This window comes from Paenimyroides baculatum (assembly GCF_008629655.1).
Lineage (GTDB): Bacteria > Bacteroidota > Bacteroidia > Flavobacteriales > Flavobacteriaceae > Flavobacterium > Flavobacterium baculatum.
Map to the genome: position 1 here is coordinate 122,163 of NZ_VWSG01000009.1, position 17,651 is coordinate 139,813.

Genomic DNA, 17,651 nt, shown 5'->3' on the forward strand with positions numbered 1-17,651 from the left:
TTTGATTTCAAAAGTACGAAAATGAGTGATATTTTCGATTGAATTATGTATTTTTTGATCGATACTGTAATCTTTTAGGTATATAATCGTCCCAAATAACATAAGAGAATAATCCATTCATTAATAAGTATAAATAAACATACACATTGTTTGCTGTGAGTCTATATCTACTATATCCAGTATACTTGGATTCATAATCTTTCATGAAATCGTATCCATAAAAATGATAAAGCAATAAGAATGTGACCAAAGCAACAAAACCAAATATCGAGCTTGCTATTAATTTTCGAGTATTAATTTTAGAATTTAAACCCAAATCCTTTAAATTATAAAAAATAAAATAACCCGCTGCAAGACTAGAAAAAGTGATTCCCATACTTAATACGTACTTCTTGGAATGTAATTTAGGATAGTGACTATTTTCTGGAGTATCTGGAACAGAATAATCATCATTATATTCTTGAAAATCTCTTAAATTATCCTGCTCTTTTTGATTTATTACTTCGTCGATTTTTAGTTTTTCACTTTCAGAAAAAATATATTTTCTTTCTTTTTCCAATATATCAACAGCTAACAATAACGCTTCAATAGTGTATGGCGTATTTGGCTTTAAGTAACCCAAAAGTTCTTTGTCTGATAATTTTCTGATTTTACTTATATCAATACTCATATTGTTTTTTTGTGTTTGCCAAAAATAATATTTTATCTTTGATTCTATCTAAATTCCCACCATGCAAAAATCGCTATTTATAAAACTGTTTGTACTATTTGTTTCAGTAAACATGAGTTGCTTTTCTTTAAATGCACAGAAAAAATCGACTGCAATATCAACTGATAATAAAATTACCGAAAAAGTTTTACAGGAAGTTTTAGATCAGAATAAACATTTTGCTTCGCAAGGAAAAGTTGCCGATTATATTCCAGAATTAGGAAAAATGAATGCCGATGCTATTGCTTTTTCTGTGGTTGATACAAACGGAAAAGTTATAAGCGTGGGCGATACAGACAAGAAATTCACCATGCAGAGTATTTCTAAAATTATTGCGCTAATGGTGGCTGTTCAGGAAAATGGAGAAGAAGCTGTTTTTAAAAACATGGGCTATTTTGGATCAGACAAACCTTTTAATCATTTTGGAAGTTTGGAAATTACGGGCAAACCACTAAACCCAATGATGAATGCCGGAGCCATTTTAACAGTTTCGATGATTGAAGGCGATGGTGAAACTGCTTTTCAAAAGGTGTTGAAAATGGTTCGGTTTATTACCAAAAACAACAACATTAATTATAATGAAACTGTTTATTTGTCTGAAAAAGAAACCGGTCACCGTAACCGAGGAATGTTCTACATTATGAAAAACAGCGGACTGATTAACGGAACGGAAGATCAATTAGACAATTATTTTAAACAATGTTCGATAGAAGTTACAGCGGAAGATCTGGCTAAAATTGGTTACTTTTTTGCCAATGAATGCGTTCGATTTGATGGTGATGCTATTTACAAAAACACCGATTTATCTAAATTGATCCAATCGCAAATGATGGTTGCAGGTATGTACGAATTTAGTGGCGAATATGCCCGCAGAATTGGCTTACCAAGTAAATCGGGCGTTGGCGGCGGAATTACCGTAAGTGTTCCGGGTAAAATGGGAATTGGTGTTTTTAGTGCGCCTTTAGACAGTCACGGAAATTCGGTTGCGGGTTACCAAATGATATTGAATTTTTCGAAAAGATTCGGTTTGAATATTTTTGCTCCAAAATAGGTTTCCCGCTGATTAATTTTTACCACATAGAAACATAGTTTTTATAAGTCTTGTTACACCTCGTCAGTTCGAGCGAAGTCGAGAACCGAAGCTTGTCGAGAACTTATACTTTTAAACTTCTCGATACGCTTCACTACGTTATGCTACTCAAAGTGACGGAAATTCTTACATTTACAAACATCCCGCGTCAAGCATCAGTCACCAATCATTTTATCTGTCTAAAAGTCAAACTAATTCTTGGCTCGGTTACTTTTTTTGTCGGAGCAATTCTGTGCAACCAATGCTTTTGAGTTTCGCCTTTCATTTCAATTAACGAACCATTTGGCAAATCGAACTGTTTTTTATCTGCCGACTGTTTGTGTTTAAAATCAAAACGTCGTTGTGCACCCAAACTTAAACACGCAATAGAACCGTTATCAACCAAATCTTTTTCGCCATCGCTGTGCCATGCCATACCTTCTTCCCCGCTGTGATACAAATTCAACAAGCAAGAATTGTACATACTGTCGGTATATAATTCAATCAATTGTTTTAATGCTAGTAATTCTTCAATCCAAGGTGTTGCAATGCGTGTATAACCTGAATAAGTGTACGAAAAATCTTTAGATCCGTACCAGGCAACCTTTCGTTTGGTAATGATTTCTTTTCCGTAAATAATTGATTTATCGTGATACCACTCAATTTTCTGCATCAAAACATTGAAAAAATAATCGGCTTCATTGGTATCCAACAAAATTCCATGGTAAATAACTTCGCCATCAAAAGGCAATAAATTATCGGTCGCAGCGTTGTTTGTAAATAAATCCATGTTATCAATTGTTAGGCAAAGATACTTAATTTCGATTTTTTGTATCTTCATAAAATTATATCATTAATCTATTCAATTAAAATTTAAACTTATGAAAAAACTTATTTTATTATTTGCATTTATTAGTTTGTTTTCATGCACCAGTGAAGAGAATTTTAAGCGTGCTGAAATTTCTGGCGAATGGAAAATGACTGCTTATCTTGGTTTTGTACCCGAATTACCGCAGATTGAAAAAGGTTCGGTTGTTTGGAATATTGATGCCACAAACATTTCAATGACCAATAACAGTGAACATGCTTATGTTAGCCAAGAAGGAACTTTTGGATATCTTTGGTTAAATGCTGAAACTATTTTGGTTAATTATCCTGAATTTCCCGGATATTACAAAGTTAATTTATCAGATAACAAATTGCGATTAACACGTACAGTTCAGCCAGGTACACCAGAGGTTTCAGATCAACCTGTTCTGGAATTTGAAAAATAAAAAAAGCAACTCGGTTTGAGTTGCTTTTTGTGTTTTAGAATACTTCCATTTGATAATGTTCTGATATAAACGGAATCGATATTAATTCACTGTCAAAAATCTGCACCAGACATTCTTCGTCCAAGTTCACAAAAAAATCGATTAACTGTTCGTTTGGTAAATTTTCCTGAAAAAGTTTTCCTTCAGGGTTTTCATCGCAATCAAGCGTATCAACCACCATATCCAAATTGGTAAAAGTGGTTACAAAAGTGAACTTGTTTAAATATTCTTCTTTTGTAAAAACCGATTTCAGATACACTTTTTCATGTGCTTTTACAATGAATAATGCCTTTACGTTTTCGTTTAAAAAAGTAGCGTTTACGGCTTTAAAATAATTGATAAAATTTTGACTTTCGTCTGTTGATTGAAAATAATTTTCGGTCATAATAGTACATTTTGTTTAGTTAATTGTCTAAATATACAGCTTACCCTTTACGTACTGTTATTAAAAATGTTAATTTATAAAATTTAACACATCACAATCATTTAACGACAAACAACGTCATTTCAAATCAGGAAATTTGAACAAAAGAAGAAAACATGATTACATATTACAGACATCAGTACGAATTATTGCAGTTGAATTTAAAAATTGTAAACTGCAATTTAGAAAAACTTACTTGGTTAGAAATTAATGATGAAACGACTATCAAAGTGTATCAGGACAAATTGAACAGTTTGGAATTCGAGAAGGAAAATTATCTGAATAATTTACTTCAAAGTTTATCTAAAACCGAAATAACCCAACAAAATATTGACGAGGTAAAATGTTGCTACGAACTGATTGAAGAACACAGCAAAAAACATTACAGCCTGCTTTTTAAAACCCACTTAAACCGAACTATTGAAAATCATCAGAAAAAATACGGCGACTTTTTATTGAGAAATCAGTTGAAAAAGGCGGTTGAAATTGAACAGATTATTACGCATTTAGAACGTGCCGCTTAAACTTTTTTGTTCTTTTGCAACCACTGCTGCATAGTTTCAAAATTGCTTGCTACATTTTCATCGGTTACTTTTTCAATGGTTTTACGCTCGGTACTGTAAACGTACAAGCCGTTTTTATCTTTAAAAAAGTGGTAATAATGAACAACAACTGGTATTTGTCCGCGACCGCCATCGCAAGGTGACTGTACATCTACCAAACTGCCTGCAAATGCTATCGAATTAAAATCGGTTGGAGTTGTAATCAATTCATCATCAATAAAAAGTTGATTATCAAAAGCATATCCAACAGAAAGATCTTTAACTTCTCCGTTTATATCGGTCAGCTTTTTTACACTGTTTTCGCCATTAAAAACATACAGTCCTTTCTGCATTAAAAAGAAAGAAGATGTTCCGTGCTGATAACTGTTTACACCGTTATAAAATGCGATTGCTCCTTGCAGATAATCAACGGGAACAAATGTATTGCTGTCATAATTAAAGCGGTAATAAACAGATCCGTCGTAATAAATATCATTTGGAAACAATTCCAGTTTCTCAAGAAAAGAAGGGTTTGATGTGTTTATTTCACCGGTTTCATAAACCGCATTCCAGCTGTGGTTGTAATATTTTCCGTTAACAACTACAAACATTTTATTACCGGTTAGCTGTGCATTTTCGATCGGATAAAAATGAGTGTCTGGACTGTCTTCCAAAGAAATCCCTGCTTCAACATAGCTCCAAAACGTATTTTCTTTCACATCATAAAAACCGGTTAGAAATCCGCTGTTGACATGTTCTAAAGTTGTGAAATCGCCTGAAAAACCCAATTCTTTAAATTCATTCGTAACATCATTATTCAAATCTAAACTGCTGCTTGTTAAATAAAAAGTATCGTTATCGAACAAAAAATAATTGTCTAAATAATATTCGGGTGCTATAAAACGTGCGTTTGAAGCGTTGATATTCGGCACTTTTAAAACCTCAACATCGTTATTTGTAAAAACACAGGTATAAACAGACTGTTTATTCTTTAGCAAATAGCCGTTAGTGGGTGTTTTTGCAAAAAGATCCGCATCGGGAGGAAGGTTTGCAATCTTTTTTCGAGTTACTTTCTTATCAAAATCGTTATAACTAACATGAATCCATTCGTTATTTTTCAGGAACATATTTCCGTTAAAAGTAGATGTAATTTCGTTTTTATCGAAAATCTTTAAAGGTTGATTCTGCTCAAAATTATAACTGTCGGCATTTAATATAAAATACGCGTTTTTGTTTGATAGCAATATAAAATCACCTCCTGTATTTTCTACAACCCAGTCGTCTTGCGGAATTAAAGATAATTTCACCTTTTTTGACTCTGAAATACTTACACCGTTTGGATCAACAGTATTACAAACCAGAAACACACCACTTTTTGCAGTTTCAATTTTATACTGAACCGATGTATGATAATGGTAACATTCGCTTGCAAATACTGAGAAATTCAGCAATACCAACAGACACAAAGCTATTTTTTTAAACATAATTTTAAAGTTGTAGTTTTACTTAAAGCTGACATTGCTAAAACTGTTCCATTTTATTTTTTTGAAAGATCCGGTGGTTTCTTTTATTTTATTCAAAATATAGTTTTTACCACCGTCTTTTACAATAATTTCTTTTTCTGAAACAATGTAAGTAGTATTTTTATTTTTGAACGTTAACGTTTCGTTGACTTTAATATACGTAAAATCTGCATCAATAAATAATTCTACAACATCATCCGCATTGGTAAAAATATATCCCAAATGTTCATCGCCATAAATGCCCATTAAGTGCATTTTTTTGCCGTTTTCAAAAACCATTGTAAATTCAGTTTCATTTCCTTCAGCAAATTTCTGATAACCGCTTGTAACCATTTTACCGTTCACACGTTTTTGAACCGAATAGTCAGCAAAAATACCAGAATACGATTCTTCTATAATTTCTATAGGAACCGCCTGATTGTTTTCTACCACATACGTTGAAAACTGATGCCAGCAACAACCGCTCTTTGTCATTGTTTGCAACTGTTTTTTTTCATCGTCAACCGTAAACATTCCGCAGTAGTTTGATCCTAATTCGGTAAAACTTTCATTGTAAGTAAACCCGTTTTTGTCTGCCAGATAAATCTCGAACGACGGACCACCGTAACAACTGTAATTTCCGGTTCGCAGTGCAATATCTTCTTTTCCGTCGAAATTAAAATCTTCGTAAATTAAAATGCTTTGTTCGCCATAAGGAATTTGTTGAATGTTCGATTTTACTTTAGAATCTTCAAAATCGTATTCTGAATAAAAAGCTGGTTTAGAGAAAACAAGTTTTCCATTCTTCTTTTGATAGATATTCAACGTACAATTGGTTTCCAAATCGGAATTTTCCTGATTGTCATCAACAATAATTTTTCCGGAAAATTCATCCGAAAAATCAATTAAATCATACGATTCTTGCGCTAATGCAAAAAAAGGCATCAATAGTAAAACAAGCAACAACTTTTTCATGAAATTTTTATAGAAAGTTAAACAAAATAATCAACAAATACCATAAAACAGGAATGCTTTCTACCCAGAAAAGCGTGTAATATTTTGACCGATTCGGATTCGCATAATACGTAAATAACGCAATTACACAAACTAAAATCAAGTTGATAATCCATTGGTTTCCGTAATAATTTACTTTTAAAAATTCGAGAAAGTAAAACGGAATCAGCAACAAACCAATCAAGTATTTTGTTTTTAAAACGCCTATTGTCTGCGGAACGGTTTTCAGTCGGATATCATCGTACTTTAAATCGTTAATTTCAAAAATAAGAATCAGAATCAGTGTAAGAATAAACCGCTGTAAAAACTTAAAAAGAATATCATTTTCTATACTTTGATCGGCATTTACAATCGGCAATAAAGTAGTAACACCCGCCCAGCACAACGATACAATATAGATTTTTATGCCCGCATAGTTCCGCAGATTCGTCTTCGATTTTGCCAGCGGAATTACATATAAAACACACAACAATCCAAAGAAAACAGTGAGCAATTGCGCCTTTAAATTCAAAAAGAAAAAACTTATTACCGCAATTACAAAACTAATAACGCTTAATGCTAAAATACTTTTTAAAAACAGTGTCAGTTCCTTTTTTTTGGCAATAACCTGTGCGTACTTTATAAAGTTGTAGCTAAAAACGGTTCCAAAAAACACCAGGCTGGTAATGGCGGTATTAAAAGGTAAAAAGCAAAAATAAAAAGTCATTTGCACCAATGCCGTTGTAGCCAGCGCCACATGCAGACTTGCGTGCAAATACCAATCAAAAAAACGCGTTATATTTCTATTACTCTGCTGCTGCATAACTTGTTGCTATTCACAAACTTTATTTTTTATCTCCCGTAAAATTAATCAAATATTAGTTGTATTTTTGCTTTCTTTAAACACAACTATAATTTTATTAATAGCAGATGAAGACAAATGCTTTTGCTTTAAGACATATTGGTCCTAGAGCAACCGACTTACAATATATGTTTGACACTGTAGGTGTGAAAGATATGGATCAATTGTTATACGAAACTTTTCCAGACAAAATCCGTTTAGAGAAAGACATCGTTTTAGATCAGGCACTTACAGAATACGAATATTTGGCACATGCTACGGCATTAGGCGCACAAAACAAGGTATTCAAATCAATGATTGGTTTAGGATATAATGAAGCGATTGTTCCGGCTGTTATCCAACGTAATATTTTTGAAAACCCGGGTTGGTACACTGCGTACACACCTTACCAGGCTGAAATTGCACAAGGACGTTTAGAGGCTTTATTGAATTTCCAGACTACCGTAATTGAATTATCGGGAATGGAAATTTCTAACGCATCTTTATTAGACGAATCTACTGCAGTTGCCGAAGCTATGGCATTGTTGTTTGATGTTCGTACAAGAGATCAAAAGAAAAACAATACCAACAAATTATTTGTTTCAGAAGAAATTTTACCTCAAACGTTATCGGTTTTACAAACACGTTCTACGCCAATTGGTATTGAAGTTGTTGTTGGAAACCACGAAACATTTGAGTTTACAGATGATTTTTTCGCTGCAATTTTACAATATCCCGGTAAATACGGTCAGGTTCACGATTATGAAGATTTCATAAACAAATCTCATTCAAAAGACATTAAAGTAGCTGTTGCAGCTGATATTTTATCGTTAGCTCGTTTAAAATCTCCGGGCGAAATGGGTGCCGATGTTGTTGTTGGTACAACACAGCGTTTTGGTATTCCGTTAGGTTTTGGTGGGCCACACGCTGGTTTCTTCACAACTAAAGAAGAATACAAACGTTCTATGCCGGGTAGAATCATTGGTGTTTCTCAAGACACCAACGGAAACCGTGCATTGCGTATGGCATTACAAACGCGTGAGCAGCATATTAAACGCGAAAAAGCAACATCGAACATTTGTACTGCGCAGGTTTTATTGGCCGTTATGGCGGGTATGTATGCGGTTTTTCACGGACCAAAAGGTTTACGCCGCATTGCAAACGAAGCACACGCAAAAGCAGTTACTATTGAAACCGAATTAACCAAATTAGGTTTTGAGCAATTGAACGATGCGTATTTTGATACTATCTTGATAAAAGCCGATGCTGCTAAAGTAAAAGCGGTTGCCGAAGCTAAAGAATTCAATTTCTATTATGCTGATGCAAATACGGTTTCTATTTCTGTAAACGAAACTATTTCTATAAACGATATTAATACGGTTATCGGTATTTTTGCCGAAGTTGCCGGAAAATCATTCACTGCAGTTACCGAACTTTCTCAAGAAGCATTGGTTCCTGTAAAACTAGAAAGAACATCAGCTTTCTTAGAGCATGACGTCTTCAACACACATCATTCTGAATCTCAGTTGATGCGTTATATTAAAAAGTTAGAGCGTAAAGATTTGGCATTAAACCATTCTATGATTTCTTTAGGATCTTGTACAATGAAGTTGAATGCAGCAGCAGAAATGTTGCCTTTAAGCAATCCTAACTGGAACAATATCCACCCATTTGCTCCGGCAGATCAAACCAAAGGATATTTAACCATGTTGCATAAATTAGAGCAGCAGTTAAACGTAATTACCGGTTTTGCTGGTACCACGTTACAACCAAACTCTGGCGCACAAGGTGAATACGCTGGTTTAATGGTTATTCGCGCGTATCATGAATCTCGTGGCGAAGGTCACAGAAACATTGCGTTAATTCCTGCATCGGCTCACGGAACAAACCCTGCATCGGCTGCAATGGCTGGTATGAAGGTAGTTGTTACTAAAACGACTGAAGAAGGAAATATCGATGTGGAAGATTTAAGAGCGAAAGCAGAATTACATAAAGACAATTTATCTTGTGTAATGATTACCTACCCTTCGACACACGGAGTTTACGAATCATCGATCATTGAAATTACAGACTTGATCCACGCAAACGGCGGACAGGTTTATATGGATGGTGCAAATATGAACGCACAGGTTGGATTGACAAATCCTGCTACAATTGGTGCCGATGTTTGTCACTTAAACTTACACAAAACCTTTGCAATTCCTCACGGTGGTGGTGGTCCTGGTGTTGGTCCAATCTGTGTGGCACAGCATTTAGTAGAATTTTTACCAACAAACCCGGTTATTAAAGTAGGTGGCGATAACGCAATCACGGCAATTTCGGCAGCTCCTTACGGTTCGGCTTTGGTTTGTTTGATTTCTTACGGATATATTTCGATGTTAGGTGCCGATGGTTTGAAACAATCTACCATGACAGCGATCTTGAATGCTAACTATATGAAAGCGCGTTTAAGCGAAGGATACGAAGTATTGTATTCTGGAGAACGCGGACGTGCGGCTCACGAAATGATCATTGACTGCCGTATGTTTAAAGCAAAAGGTATTGAAGTTACCGATATCGCTAAACGTTTAATGGATTACGGTTTCCACGCACCAACGGTTTCTTTCCCTGTTGCTGGAACGTTGATGATTGAACCAACAGAAAGTGAAGATTTAGCAGAATTAGATCGTTTTTGTGATGCAATGCTTTCAATTCGTAAAGAAATTGAAGCTGCAACGGCTGAAGATACCAACAACGTATTGAAAAATGCACCACATACTTTAGCTATGTTAACTGCCGAAACTTGGGAACTACCTTATTCTCGTGAAAAAGCAGCATATCCATTAGAGTATGTGTCAGAAAACAAATTCTGGCCAAGCGTACGCAGAGTTGATGATGCTTATGGAGACAGAAACCTTGTTTGTTCTTGTGCTCCTATCGAAGCTTATATGGAAGCGTAATTGCTTTTTTATATACAACAAAAAACTCCCGAATTTCTTCGGGAGTTTTTTATTAAATATATGACAACTCTTTTTAGTACCAATCTGCGTGTTGGTTTCTATTTCCTAAGTAAAATACAAATCCTGCATTTGCTGTTAAGAAGAAACCGCTTTGCGCTTTGTGCTCAGCATTAAGAAGCTCACCTCCGTAAGAATAGTGCTGCATTAAATTTAACACAGGTGTTACATCCATATAAAAAGAAACCTGATTACTAATTTTTACCATAGGGGTAATACCTAATTGCAGATTTCCTATTTTTTCAAAATCGTAACTTTCTTTCGGTTTCAGGAACGAAATTCCGGCACCACCATGCAGCAATAATGTAAATCTTTCTTGAAAAGCATAATTAAAATTCAGTGCATTTCCCAAATTATAAACAGCTTCAAGCGTAACTTTGTGCATTGCTGATTTATTTAAATGATTTTCTTTATCTTGGAAATAGAAGTAGGCATACTGCCCTTTCAGTCCAATTTTTTCATTGAACATATACCGTCCCGAAACCTGAAACTGTTTCATAGAAATATAATTGGATAGACTTGTCTGATCTTTTGAGTCTTTTGGATTGAAAGGAAAATGAGCTCCCCCTCCTACTTCTAATGAAAAATTATTAAACTGCTGTGCCTGTGCAACATTGAATGATAAGAAAAACAGAGATAAAATGATGATAAAACGCATATAATTATTCTTTATAAATATTGTAAGTTTTAAAAGAATTACAAGAATTAAGCCTTACCGCCACTAATAAAGCAGTTAGCATATATAGAGGATAAGATAACAGATGTTATTATACTATACAAAACACTTATGTTATCAAGGTTTTACACCAATTACAAAAAGTATATAAAAAATATTTCGTAACTATTTTTAGGTAAGTTCCTATAAACTACATCTGTAGAATAATTACTCAAAAGCAACAATTTTAACTTATAAAACAAAAACCTTCCGAATTTCTTCGGGAGGTTTTTATTAGTTTCTATGTATTTTATTTTTTACTCTCGTTTAACAAACGTTTCATAATAGCCCATTGTTTTAGGGTATCGCGTGCTTCTAACGCCGGGTAGCCCAACATGGTTTTACCGGCTTCTACATCGCCTGTTACACCGGAACCTGCACCAATAACGGCACGGTCGCCAATGGTTGTATGGTCTTTAATAGATGCACTACCACCAATAATTACGCCGTTGCCTAATTTAACCGATCCCGCCAAACCGCTGTTACCTGCCATAATACAGAACATGCCCAATTCGCTGTTGTGCCCTATTTGCACCAGATTGTCGATTTTACAGCCGTCGCCAATAATGGTTGAGCTGAATTTACCGCGATCTACACAGGCATTTGCGCCAATTTCGACCTGATTTCCAATCACTACATCACCGATTTGTGGGATTTTTACCAAACCACGTTCGGCACATGGACGAAAGCCAAAACCGTCGGCACCAATTGTCGCATTTGGATGAATGATACACTGATGACCTATTTTAGTACGTTCACGCACTACCGTTCCCGACCAGATTACGGTTTGTTTGCCGATAATACAGTCGTCTAAAACGGTTACGTTTGGGTACAGGATGGTTCCGTCGCCAATTTCGGTACGTGGACCAACATAACAACCTGCTCCTATTTTTACTCCATTACCAATTTTTACAGAATCATGGATCACCGCAGTTGGGTGAATATCAACAGAAAATTCGGGCATTGGCGAAGCAAACAATTCCAAAATCTGACTCATAGCTAAATCGGCATCGGGTACCTGAATGAATGCTCGGTTTTCGCCCGGTTCAATAGAAATATCTTTATTTACAACCGCTACGCTGGCTGCAGATGATTGCCATAGTTTTTCGTATTTTTTGTTTCCGATAAAAGAGATGTCGGACTGTTTTGCTCGGGTAAGTTCTTCGGTATAGGTAATATTTTGTGTGGTTGATCCAATAATGGTTCCCTTTAAAATATCGTTTATTTCAAAAATAGAATACGATTTCATTATATTGTTCTTGTTTTTTAGCTGTTTACACATCAAATAAACTATAATAACTTTAAAATTCCTATTTTATTTTAAATTGGTTTTTACTTTTTGTGTTTTAGTTCTCGACTTCGCTCGAACGGGTGGCAGTTCGGTACTTCGACAGGCTCAGTAACCGAAGCTCAGTAATCGAAGCTGAGTGACCAGTTCAGTATGACTCGTTGAATCGATAATTAAATAATTTTGTGAAGAATGATACTTTGCAATTAAAACATTTTCTCTAGATAAATCTTTCCTTCAATAATCTTTAGACAGCCTTGTTTTTCCAGATGTTTTATGGTTCTAATAACGGTTTCCACCCGTAAGCCGGTTAAATCTGCTAATTGTTGGCGCGATAATTCTACCATGAAAAAATCGGTTTTTGTTCCGGATTGTTCTTTAAGATAATGCAACAGCTTCAGCAAACGCTTTTCAGGATTTTGCGATGACAATTCGGGCGCCATGATTGTTTTATAATACAGACGGCGAGCTAAACTACGGTTTATTTCAACAGAAACTACGGGGTATTTGTACAGCATTTCATCAAACAACGATTTCTTAATCTGCACCACTACACCAGCCGAAATAGCAATGGCGTTTGCCGGATAAGGTTCATTGATAAAAAGCGGTGGTTCGCCAAAACTGCGACCTGCAGTAAAGATTTCCTGAATAAATTCTTTACCGTCGTCGCTGTAATTGTTCATCTTCACCTTGCCTTCAACCACCTGATAATAATACGTTGGAAAATGCCCTGCCTTAAAAATCAGTTCATTTTTAACCACATTTCGCAATGTTCCACCACAACTTAATATCAAATCGATTTTAATCATTGTATTCTTAAATGAATTACAAAGATAGGCAGTTATTGCAAAAATTTACTTTTTCAACGCCAAGGTATAAACCGTATAAGGAAATATTTTTTTAGATATGTAAAAACTGATAAACACCAAAACCGCCAACGGAAGCCACAGTGCATACGAATTAAAAATTCCGAAAGTTAAAAACAAGGCTGTAAACGGCGCGTGCAAAGTTGCTGCAACGGTTAAAGCTACACCTAAAACCACAAAATTAATCAGTTGGGCATCGGCAAAAAAGTACTTTTGAACGATAAATCCAACCAAAGCCCCCATAATGGCTCCGCCAAAAATACTTGGTGCAAAAACACCGCCATCGCCACCTAATTTCAGCGTAAATCCGGTTGCGAAAGGTTTTAAAAGCAATGCTCCGAGCAAAAGCCAGAAACTTACCGAAACAAACATACTGTTATGATGAATGATGCTTTCTATTGCATGATATCCGTCGCCATACAGTTGCGGAAAAACAAACAACACACAGCCTAAAAGTACACCACCGGCGAGTAATTGAAGGTACGGACTAAAATCTAAAAAGTTGTTTTTCTTTACAAAAGTCACCACCTTGGTCATGTACACCCCATAACAGCCTGCAAAAATACTTAATGCAATAAAAAACGGAATTGCCTGATAATGTATAACCGTTTCGTGATTTCCTAAATTAAAAACAGGCGTAACATTCATTAAGAAAATGATTAATGTAGCAAAACCAACGCTTACCAGATGCGTTACCCAAAAGACTTTTGTTTTTTGTTTGCCAATGGTTTCATACGAAAAAAACAAACCTGCCAACGGACTGCAAAACAAAAGCGTAACGCCACATGCAATTGCCGAGCCTATAAATTCTTTGCGGTATTTTTTAAAGATCGGATCTTTTTGTGACGCCATATCTCCCAAAGCTGCTGTTGCCACTACGGTTGAAACTTCAATGCCCGTGCTTCCGCCAAAAACCACCGTTAAAAATCCGTTGAAGAAATGTGAAGGCACTTTGTAAGGCGGTAGTTTTTTGCTTTCGCGCACGGCTTCCAGCACTTCGGAAATTCCTTTGTTCTTTTTTTTGTTGAAAACGTAGGTTCTTAAAAAATGGATAATTACCAAGCCAATCAGCGGAAAAATAAAGAAAAACAGTTTAAAATTCTCTGCTTTGTTAAAAAGCAAATGTTCATATTCTTCTACTAAGTTTTTAAACATCAGCGTGATTAACCCAACGATAATTCCTACTAATGCAGCACAATACACAATGCGGCTCCACTTTACCCACACAATATTTTTCTTTGTAACGATACTATTGTTCATATACGCAAAAAGAGAAGCATTGCTTCTCTGTTTTTAAATTATAATTTTATTTTCAGCAAATTTACACTACCTGTGATGTTGTTTTTTATGATTACGATCATAAAAATTACTTTTTATTAAAAAATTGACAAAAAAAAACATCCACTAACCTATTGCGATTAGTGGATTATATTTTTAAACGATATTTAGCTTTTGATTATTTATCAGCTTTTAATACTAAATTATCAATATAAACTGCCTGATGTATACCGTTTAAAAGAACTTTAAAACCTAAATGTGCATCGTTTTTCAAGTTAATCGTGTACGATTTTTTAGTACCTGTAATTGCCGATGGTTTTGAAATAGACACATACGATTTAGCATCTGAAACTGAACCGATAGAGAACAATTCTAATGAAGCATCACCCGAGTTTTTAGAAATATCAAGCGTTAATTTATAAGTTCCCGCTTTCATTTTAGGTGTTGACAAGATCATTCTTTCGCCAGAACTCATCATAGAATAAAAAGTGATTTTACCTTCACTGTTGTAAAGCATTGATTTACCAGATTCTGCATTCCAACATTTGTCGATTTTTTTCCAAGCATCAAAATTTTCATTCAAACTTGTTAAAGTACTACATTGCGCGTTCGATGCAAAAGATGCACCTAACACCAATAATCCTGATAATATTATTTTTTTCATTTTTTATTTAGATTAGATATAAATTTGCGGTAAAAGTACTTAAAAAAGCTTTTGTAGAAAAGTGTTTTTATGGTGGATATGTTTTTAGAATCTTGTAACAGAGTATTCATTAAAATTTCACAGCCACACTTTTTTAGTAGAAAACTTTACTTTTTCAGTGGCTGGCTGTTATGAATTCCTTTATATTATTGTTACTATTTTTTAATTTATTCGATGACACACTACACTTGATCTAAATTTTTGTAGGTGTACAGTATAAAATTACAACTAAATTTGGTAGCGAACTGTTACTATATAAAAGTGAACTATACCCTTAATACATTATATAATTAATCTTAAAACTAAATTATTCAGTTATTTATTTTTCCACAACAGATACACTTATACAATTTTTGATTAAGGTACCAATCAGCTTATGCTAAGTTTATTAATTTAAAAAACGCCTGCAGGTTTTGCAGCATCTGCCCTTCTAATCTTATATTTTTTTTCCTTACTTTATTTTTACCCGCGTCATCATTAAAAAGTAGTGGTTTGATCTTTTGTACTAGTTGTTCAAATTCTTCCGTTGTTTTACCGGTATACCGTACCAATTGCAACAAGGTGTTGATGTTTTTAGAGTTTGGTACGTAATCTAAATGATACAGAATATGCACCTGCAACATGTATATGAAGCACTTACGCAAATGCTTTGACGAGGTAACTAGAGGTTCATTTGCTGAGAGTATTGCTGTAGCTACAAAATTTTCAATATTGTCAGATGAATATTTAATGTCAAGCATATTATCGTTAAATTCCGGATACCAAGTGTTCTGCCAATGGATGGCAGGGTGATATCCCGACGTATAGATTCTGTTGTTGGATTTGCACACCTTTTTATAAAAGCCTTGTTGATAATAGACTTTATCCTGTATGTAAAAGCGGTTGTGGGCAATTATTGCGAACTGAACCTCATCGTCTGCTGTTTCTATTTCCCTGATAATTTCTTTTAATGTTTTAGAAACTTTTTCTTTCGTAATCAGCAACAGATAGAAGCAGCGCACCGTTTTGTTATCCAAATAGCTTACTGTTTCGTGGAACAGGAATATTTCTTCGACCACTTCATTAGATTGCAGCTGTTTTAAATGATCTGAATATTTAAATGGAACTGTATCTTGTTGTTGCAGACTGACTATTTTTTTGTTCTTATCCAATTCATCAAATATTTGCAATACAATGTTCTTTATCTTCTTTTGTGCTTTTTTAAGTGCTTTTCCCCAGTCATCATAAATTCCCGCGTCTGAAAGGCTTTGCTGTTCAAGCAGATAAAAAGTATCGGTATCTTGTTTAACAAATACCGATTTCAATAATGGGCATACTTTTTCAATAATGAGTAACCGTTCTGTTAAGCTGCCTTTATCATTTACAGCCCCTAGGAATAAAAGCTCCAATGTTTCCAGTTCTTTTTCGTAACCTTTAAGGAACAAGTAGCAGCTTCCTTCTAATTCATCTTTTATAAAATCATCGGTGTACGATTTTAAGAGCTGCTGTCTTTCAATATACCGTTCTTTAAATTTTTTGAAGTATTCCCAGAAGTAATAGTCCGAAGGCATTGCGGTTTCATCGTCTGTATATAGTACTTCTGCTTTAGTCAGGCTTAAATGTATAAAAGGACTGTCGATCTTTTTATGTTTCGTTACATCGTGTTCGTCCAATAATACAACAAGCACCTCTTTATCTGCAAAAAATACTGCCCTGTTTTGATCAGAAAAAACAGCAGCGGCTTCCTTTTTGTTTTTTACATACAGCCACAGTATTTTTATTTTTTTATTGCTGACAGCATGGCCATACCATGCGATGCAAAGCAACTTTTGACTAACCAGTGTTAACAGTCCGTTTTGTAGTTTTTTAGTAAAATCTACCTTTTTAAATAATTCTTTTTTCGTTTCCATCATTTATATATTTTAAAATTAATAGTGGGTTTAATTGATAATAAGATTGTTATTATATTCAATGTGTTATTCACATTGTGCCTGATTATACAACTTCTCGCAAAGACACAAGGCTTTCGTAAAAACCAACTGATCATGTACCGGCAGTTCACCAACGGGTCTGGGAAAAAAAGACATTGAAGTGTTTAACAGATCAAGAATTTGCTGTACATCATCAGTCTGCACACATACGTTATAAACCTCCGGTAGAAAGGCTTCCAATAACTGCATAAGGTATTTGCAACTGTACATAGCAGGAACATACTGCACTTTTTGATATAACAGTCCGAGTACCAAATGCTGGAACATACTTTTAAGAAGTAAGATATGCCCGGATCGGTAAACTAAATTTTCCTGCTGATGTAAATCGTCAGCAAAAAGTAGACATTTTATAAAAGAAACTAAAGGAGTGTTTTCATAAAAAAATGTAACTTTAATTATGGCAACACCAAAAAAGAAATCAGCAGAGAATTTTGTAAAGGAC

Annotated in this window: 17 protein-coding genes; 4 read left to right on the top strand and 13 right to left on the bottom strand. The window is 34.7% G+C overall.

Going from position 1 to position 17,651, the window contains the following annotated elements; translation table 11 throughout:
* Nucleotides 1-43 precede the first annotated feature (43 nt).
* A complete protein-coding gene (locus F0460_RS12360) occupies nucleotides 44-670 on the bottom strand; it encodes a hypothetical protein (protein ID WP_150013662.1) in 627 nt (208 codons plus the stop codon).
* A gap of 61 nt (nucleotides 671-731) precedes the next feature.
* Here F0460_RS12360 and glsA point away from each other — a divergent pair, with 61 nt between their 5' ends.
* Entirely contained in the window at nucleotides 732-1,760 is a 1,029-nt protein-coding gene (glsA, locus tag F0460_RS12365; RefSeq protein ID WP_150013664.1) for a glutaminase A, read from the top strand.
* 205 nt (nucleotides 1,761-1,965) lie between these two features.
* On the opposite strand, the gene F0460_RS12370 is transcribed toward glsA, so the two are convergent.
* Nucleotides 1,966-2,568 (bottom strand): alpha-ketoglutarate-dependent dioxygenase AlkB family protein, encoded by a 603-nt coding sequence (locus tag F0460_RS12370; RefSeq protein WP_150013666.1) that lies wholly within the window; start codon nucleotides 2,566-2,568, stop codon nucleotides 1,966-1,968.
* A gap of 91 nt (nucleotides 2,569-2,659) precedes the next feature.
* Between F0460_RS12370 and F0460_RS12375 the strand changes: the two genes are divergently transcribed.
* Nucleotides 2,660-3,052 carry a hypothetical protein gene (locus tag F0460_RS12375; protein WP_150013668.1) on the top strand — a complete coding sequence of 131 codons (393 nt, stop codon included), beginning with the start codon at nucleotides 2,660-2,662 and terminating at the stop codon, nucleotides 3,050-3,052.
* A 34-nt stretch (nucleotides 3,053-3,086) separates the two neighbouring features.
* Here the strand turns inward: F0460_RS12375 and F0460_RS12380 are convergent, their stop codons facing one another.
* Complete coding sequence (locus F0460_RS12380) at nucleotides 3,087-3,476, bottom strand: hypothetical protein (protein WP_150013670.1); 390 nt, start codon at nucleotides 3,474-3,476, stop codon at nucleotides 3,087-3,089.
* 155 nt (nucleotides 3,477-3,631) lie between these two features.
* On the opposite strand from F0460_RS12380, the gene F0460_RS12385 reads away from it, so the two are divergent.
* Nucleotides 3,632-4,039 (top strand): hypothetical protein, encoded by a 408-nt coding sequence (locus tag F0460_RS12385; protein WP_150013672.1) that lies wholly within the window; start codon nucleotides 3,632-3,634, stop codon nucleotides 4,037-4,039.
* On the opposite strand, the gene F0460_RS12390 is transcribed toward F0460_RS12385, so the two are convergent.
* Genes F0460_RS12390 through F0460_RS12400 form a run of 3 tightly spaced genes read right to left on the bottom strand, consistent with a single transcriptional unit; the run spans nucleotide 4,036 to nucleotide 7,375 of the window.
* Entirely contained in the window at nucleotides 4,036-5,541 is a 1,506-nt protein-coding gene (locus F0460_RS12390; RefSeq protein ID WP_150013674.1) for a hypothetical protein, read from the bottom strand. The genes F0460_RS12385 and F0460_RS12390 overlap by 4 nt on opposite strands.
* 18 nt (nucleotides 5,542-5,559) lie before the next feature.
* Nucleotides 5,560-6,534, bottom strand: coding sequence for an XAC2610-related protein (locus F0460_RS12395; RefSeq protein ID WP_150013676.1), 975 nt, complete (start codon nucleotides 6,532-6,534; stop codon nucleotides 5,560-5,562).
* Between the two features lie 7 nt (nucleotides 6,535-6,541).
* Nucleotides 6,542-7,375: a UbiA prenyltransferase family protein gene (locus tag F0460_RS12400; RefSeq protein ID WP_150013678.1), complete on the bottom strand. Its 834-nt coding sequence runs from the start codon at nucleotides 7,373-7,375 to the stop codon at nucleotides 6,542-6,544.
* 107 nt (nucleotides 7,376-7,482) lie between these two features.
* On the opposite strand from F0460_RS12400, the gene gcvP reads away from it, so the two are divergent.
* Complete coding sequence (gene gcvP / locus F0460_RS12405) at nucleotides 7,483-10,332, top strand: aminomethyl-transferring glycine dehydrogenase (protein WP_150013680.1); 2,850 nt, start codon at nucleotides 7,483-7,485, stop codon at nucleotides 10,330-10,332.
* A gap of 73 nt (nucleotides 10,333-10,405) precedes the next feature.
* On the opposite strand, the gene F0460_RS12410 is transcribed toward gcvP, so the two are convergent.
* The 7 genes from F0460_RS12410 to F0460_RS16320 form a co-directional block, all read right to left on the bottom strand.
* Nucleotides 10,406-11,047, bottom strand: a complete 642-nt coding sequence (locus tag F0460_RS12410; protein ID WP_150013682.1) for an outer membrane beta-barrel protein — start codon at nucleotides 11,045-11,047, stop codon at nucleotides 10,406-10,408.
* Between the two features lie 307 nt (nucleotides 11,048-11,354).
* Entirely contained in the window at nucleotides 11,355-12,353 is a 999-nt protein-coding gene (gene lpxD, locus F0460_RS12415; protein ID WP_150013684.1) for a UDP-3-O-(3-hydroxymyristoyl)glucosamine N-acyltransferase, read from the bottom strand.
* Between the two features lie 245 nt (nucleotides 12,354-12,598).
* Nucleotides 12,599-13,201, bottom strand: coding sequence for a Crp/Fnr family transcriptional regulator (locus F0460_RS12420; protein WP_150013686.1), 603 nt, complete (start codon nucleotides 13,199-13,201; stop codon nucleotides 12,599-12,601).
* 45 nt (nucleotides 13,202-13,246) lie between these two features.
* Entirely contained in the window at nucleotides 13,247-14,518 is a 1,272-nt protein-coding gene (locus F0460_RS12425) for a chloride channel protein (protein ID WP_150013688.1), read from the bottom strand.
* Between the two features lie 196 nt (nucleotides 14,519-14,714).
* A complete protein-coding gene (locus F0460_RS12430) occupies nucleotides 14,715-15,200 on the bottom strand; it encodes a hypothetical protein (RefSeq protein ID WP_150013690.1) in 486 nt (161 codons plus the stop codon).
* Between the two features lie 413 nt (nucleotides 15,201-15,613).
* The gene (locus F0460_RS12435; RefSeq protein ID WP_190304149.1) at nucleotides 15,614-17,131 is read right to left on the bottom strand and encodes a hypothetical protein; all 1,518 of its coding nucleotides are present in this window, start codon (nucleotides 17,129-17,131) and stop codon (nucleotides 15,614-15,616) included.
* Nucleotides 17,132-17,194: 63 nt separating this feature from the next.
* Nucleotides 17,195-17,651, bottom strand: a 457-nt coding sequence (locus tag F0460_RS16320) for a hypothetical protein (RefSeq protein ID WP_223810815.1), incomplete at its 5' end; no start/stop codon positions are given.

What these genes read in the sequence shown, in the direction of transcription:
- F0460_RS12360 (WP_150013662.1), bottom strand. Translation starts at nt 670, where the DNA reads ATGAGTATTGATATAAGTAAAATCAGAAAATTATCAGACAAAGAACTT.
- glsA (WP_150013664.1), top strand. Translation starts at nt 732, where the DNA reads ATGCAAAAATCGCTATTTATAAAACTGTTTGTACTATTTGTTTCAGTA.
- F0460_RS12370 (WP_150013666.1), bottom strand. Translation starts at nt 2,568, where the DNA reads ATGGATTTATTTACAAACAACGCTGCGACCGATAATTTATTGCCTTTT.
- F0460_RS12375 (WP_150013668.1), top strand. Translation starts at nt 2,660, where the DNA reads ATGAAAAAACTTATTTTATTATTTGCATTTATTAGTTTGTTTTCATGC.
- F0460_RS12380 (WP_150013670.1), bottom strand. Translation starts at nt 3,476, where the DNA reads ATGACCGAAAATTATTTTCAATCAACAGACGAAAGTCAAAATTTTATC.
- F0460_RS12385 (WP_150013672.1), top strand. Translation starts at nt 3,632, where the DNA reads ATGATTACATATTACAGACATCAGTACGAATTATTGCAGTTGAATTTA.
- F0460_RS12390 (WP_150013674.1), bottom strand. Translation starts at nt 5,541, where the DNA reads ATGTTTAAAAAAATAGCTTTGTGTCTGTTGGTATTGCTGAATTTCTCA.
- F0460_RS12395 (WP_150013676.1), bottom strand. Translation starts at nt 6,534, where the DNA reads ATGAAAAAGTTGTTGCTTGTTTTACTATTGATGCCTTTTTTTGCATTA.
- F0460_RS12400 (WP_150013678.1), bottom strand. Translation starts at nt 7,375, where the DNA reads ATGCAGCAGCAGAGTAATAGAAATATAACGCGTTTTTTTGATTGGTAT.
- gcvP (WP_150013680.1), top strand. Translation starts at nt 7,483, where the DNA reads ATGAAGACAAATGCTTTTGCTTTAAGACATATTGGTCCTAGAGCAACC.
- F0460_RS12410 (WP_150013682.1), bottom strand. Translation starts at nt 11,047, where the DNA reads ATGCGTTTTATCATCATTTTATCTCTGTTTTTCTTATCATTCAATGTT.
- lpxD (WP_150013684.1), bottom strand. Translation starts at nt 12,353, where the DNA reads ATGAAATCGTATTCTATTTTTGAAATAAACGATATTTTAAAGGGAACC.
- F0460_RS12420 (WP_150013686.1), bottom strand. Translation starts at nt 13,201, where the DNA reads ATGATTAAAATCGATTTGATATTAAGTTGTGGTGGAACATTGCGAAAT.
- F0460_RS12425 (WP_150013688.1), bottom strand. Translation starts at nt 14,518, where the DNA reads ATGAACAATAGTATCGTTACAAAGAAAAATATTGTGTGGGTAAAGTGG.
- F0460_RS12430 (WP_150013690.1), bottom strand. Translation starts at nt 15,200, where the DNA reads ATGAAAAAAATAATATTATCAGGATTATTGGTGTTAGGTGCATCTTTT.
- F0460_RS12435 (WP_190304149.1), bottom strand. Translation starts at nt 17,131, where the DNA reads ATGATGGAAACGAAAAAAGAATTATTTAAAAAGGTAGATTTTACTAAA.